General features: G+C 35.7%; 4 protein-coding genes. 1 reads left to right on the forward strand and 3 read right to left on the reverse strand.

Annotation, left to right across the window (positions count from 1 at the left end):
* Both ACKI2P_RS06115 and ACKI2P_RS06120 read right to left on the reverse strand, forming a co-directional pair.
* Positions 1-255: hypothetical protein (locus ACKI2P_RS06115; protein WP_407375972.1), on the reverse strand; the 255-nt coding region annotated here is incomplete at its 3' end.
* 108 nt (positions 256-363) lie between these two features.
* A complete protein-coding gene (locus tag ACKI2P_RS06120; RefSeq protein ID WP_407375974.1) occupies positions 364-1,701 on the reverse strand; it encodes an NCS2 family permease in 1,338 nt (445 codons plus the stop codon).
* A 206-nt stretch (positions 1,702-1,907) separates the two neighbouring features.
* On the opposite strand from ACKI2P_RS06120, the gene ACKI2P_RS06125 reads away from it, so the two are divergent.
* Positions 1,908-2,462: a manganese efflux pump MntP family protein gene (locus tag ACKI2P_RS06125; RefSeq protein ID WP_407375976.1), complete on the forward strand. Its 555-nt coding sequence runs from the start codon at positions 1,908-1,910 to the stop codon at positions 2,460-2,462.
* Positions 2,463-2,764: 302 nt separating this feature from the next.
* Here the strand turns inward: ACKI2P_RS06125 and ACKI2P_RS06130 are convergent, their stop codons facing one another.
* The gene (locus tag ACKI2P_RS06130; protein WP_407375978.1) at positions 2,765-3,808 is read right to left on the reverse strand and encodes a hypothetical protein; all 1,044 of its coding nucleotides are present in this window, start codon (positions 3,806-3,808) and stop codon (positions 2,765-2,767) included.
* Positions 3,809-3,875: the final 67 nt, after the last annotated feature.

Genomic DNA, 3,875 nt, shown 5'->3' on the forward strand with positions numbered 1-3,875 from the left:
ATCCCAGTCCTCATCGTCCAGGTCATCATTCCAATCATCAGAATCATCATCAGACTCATAATCATCAGAATCATCATCCCAGTCCTCATCGTCCAGGTCATCATCCCAATCATCAGAATCATCAATATCTTCATCGAGATAGTTGGAATTATCTAAAGATGAACCATCAAAGTCACTTGCAGCAAAGCTGACACCAGCACAAGTTATAAGAAGCACAAAAAGAATAAAAATCCCTAAAAGTTTATTTTTATTCATATTTTCACCTCTATTGTAAAGTAAAGTTTACCTACAACATTACTATATTTGATATAAGGTATATATAAAACTTAACATAAAAAAGAAAAAAAGTAGAGGATTGAACCTCTATAAACCGAAGAACAAATAGATTATAAATACTACAACCATTACCCAAACCAATGGGGACATTTCTTTGTATTTACCAAGTGCAATTGCACCTAAAGCATAGGTAATGAAACCGAATGCAATACCTAATGAAATGGAATATGACAGTACCATCATGATGATTGTCATGAATACCGCTGCTACGATTTCAAGGTTGTCCCATTCGATATCCTTGATTTGGATAAACATCAATATACCTACTGTAACCAATGCTGCAGTAGTTACAGATGATGTGAACAGGGATAAAATAACAGGAGCAAAGAATACTGAAAGAATAAACAATATTCCAGTTACTATTGCAGTTAAACCAGTTCTTCCACCTACACCAATACCTGTTGCGCTTTCTACATAAGCGGTAACGGTACTTGATCCGAATATTGCACCAATGATTCCACCGATAGCATCGCTTATGAATGCTTTGTCGATTCCTTCGGTTGTTCCGTCTTCATTTTCGTATCCACATTCTTTTGCAAGAGGGATTAATGTTCCTGTAGTATCAAAGAATGTAACGAAGAGTAATGAGAAAAGAATCATGATTAAACTTGGAATGTTTTTGAAAAGATCTCCGAATCCTGAGAGGAATCCTCCGAATACACTGAAGTCAAGATTAAATGATACTAATGTTTTTGGAATGGCAGGCATGGCAACATCAGGACTGGTGAATCCTGCTGCAGTAAAAATTACTCCCAATATGGCAGTTATTACTAAACCTAAAAATACTCCACCTGGAACCTGACGGAAATATAAGAATAATGTGATTACGATACCTATTAATGCAAGCAATACCGGTGGAGCGGATAAAGCTCCAAGTGAAATTATTGTAGACGGATCAGACATTACGACTCCTGCATTTGCAAGACCTAAAAATGCAAGGAAAAATCCGATACCTGCACCGATAGCCAGTTTCAAATCCCTAGGGATTGCATTTAAAATAGCTTCCCTTACTCCGGCGATTGTAATTATAAAAAACAAGACACTTGACAGAAATACCGCAGCCAAAGCAGCATTCCATGAAAGACCCATACCAAGGACAATGGTATAGGTAAACAATGCGTTCAGACCCATTCCTGCAGATAGACTTACAGGATAATTTGCAAGAAGACCCATTAAAATACTAGCAACACCAGAAGCAAGCGCTGTAGCTATAAATACACCTTCAAGAGACATGCCTGTTTCTGATAACATTCCAGGGTTCACACCCAAAATATAGGACATGGCAAGGAATGTTGTAATTCCGGCAAGAATTTCAGTTCTTACGTTGGTATTTTTTTCATCCAACTTGAATAATTTATTTAACATATAACACCTCATTTTCCTATGGTATTATGTTTATTTTAATCAATTAATAAAACATTCGATTGATTTTCAGTGATTATCATTTTTAATGGTTTTTCATTCGAAAAATGAACAGATTGTAGAATAAACAGTGTTCAATTAATTGATTTATTGAATATTATAAAAGTAATAATTAATTTTATATAAATTATTGTACAATATAAAATTTAATGGTATTTAATTTAATTTCAACAAGTCTGGTTGCCGTTGCACTTGCCATGGATGCATTCAGCGTATCCATGACAAAGGGCTTTACGCAAAAAAATCTCACAAAATCACAAATCTTATTTTACGGCATATTTTTCGGAGGTTTTCAGGCTCTGATGCCAATTCTAGGATATTTCTGCGGAAACGCAATATCATCAATCATCGAACCGCTGGCATCGATTATAGGATTCATACTGCTTCTTGTCATAGGAGTGAATATGATACGTGAAAGCCTGTCGGATGATGAAGAAGAAATTACTGACCATTTTTCATTCAGGGAAGTGACACTGCTTGCAATAGCTACAAGCATAGATGCATTTGCTGTTGGAATTACCATTGCACTTTTGCATGACCCCCTTTTGATATCCTCTGCAATTATAGGAGCGGTTGCTTTCGCATTCAGTATTGCAGGAATATTTATTGGTAAAAAAATAGGGGACTATGTCGGAAACAGATTCCAGATACTTGGAGGAGTCATACTGATACTGATTGGAATTAAAATTCTTTTGGGATTTTGAAAAATAATTCCATCCTGAATTTATATATTTACACTAATTGAACTTCAAAGTATAATAATTAAATAAGACATATATAATTTTAAGAAATTTCAAGTGATGAACATGCAGACAACAACATTTTCCAGGAAATAACATCTGATTTATAAATATTTGAATTATTTATACCCTTTTTTGCAATTTTAAAAATAGATTTGATAATTTTTCATGTAAGTGGAAATGCACCAAAAACACAATTATAATATTTTCAAATCAATTATGTTAAAAAAAAGAAAAATGCACTAGCTTAAAGCTAGCGTTTAATATTAGCGTCTATATTTATTGTATCTAAGTACTCGCACTATATGATAAGCAACGAATGCCACAACAATCAGAACCAACGCAAGTACACGGTTCATGAGAAGACCGAAGTAGTCAAATCCGCCTAAACCAGGCATTGTGAAGTTTCCGGAATTGCCATCCGTTTTATTATCTTCGAATGTTATGTTTCCGATGTGCTTGTAGTCAGGCGCAATTGGAATGTCTGCAGCTTTGACATAGGTTCCGCTCATGTTTACATTATCGACCAGTCCGCTGGTACCCATTCCCCAGTATGATCCGTCATCGTTGGAAATGTAGATGTCTGTAACATTGCTTTCATTTCCGACCTGGTAATTGAATGTGGTAACATCACGTCTTGTAAGACCGAAACCGTCGGTTAGCTCAAGATTAACCATTTGTCTGACCTTGTCTGATGAGTTCAGCTCGATTGTACCTGACCTGAAGAACTGATCCCTATTTGGAATAGAAGCGTATTCCCCAGGAGCCAATTTTCCTTTAAAGTATGATGTAGCTGATGCTATACCATATTCACCGTTAGGAGCCTTGATGAGCAGGTGTCCCAATCCGTAGGCAGACTTGATCTGCTGAACTTGGCTTAAAAGATCTTCAGATATTGTACCGTTGCTTTTATTTATCATATTACCTGTAAGGTTTTCTATCTTTTCGTTGTCGGGACCGTCATCGATTCCTCCATATCCAACTAGCCACCCGTCATTGGTTATGATTACCTGACAGAAATATCCATCGGAAGTTTTGTACTGTTTGATGGCTTCTTTTCCATGCCATGGGATTTTTTCGATATAAATCTCAGCGGCAGAACCAGAATCTCTTCTGAAAGCCATCATACTGTTATTTCCTTCCAGCTGCAATACGATTGAGCAACATCCGATCATATCGGATTCATTGGTTGTGTCCAATATTTCCTGTATGTCATGTACATTCTGTTGGCTTGACACGGCACTGACCGCAATCATTGAAACAAACAGTACGATAATACCTAATACAAACATACTCTTTTTAAAATTCATAAAAACCTCTTAAAAAAATTTGTTTATTATTAAATATTATAATATAATATTGTTTAAAATACTATTT

This window comes from Methanobrevibacter sp., from assembly GCF_045541095.1.
In the GTDB taxonomy this organism is placed as follows: Archaea; Methanobacteriota; Methanobacteria; order Methanobacteriales; family Methanobacteriaceae; genus Methanocatella.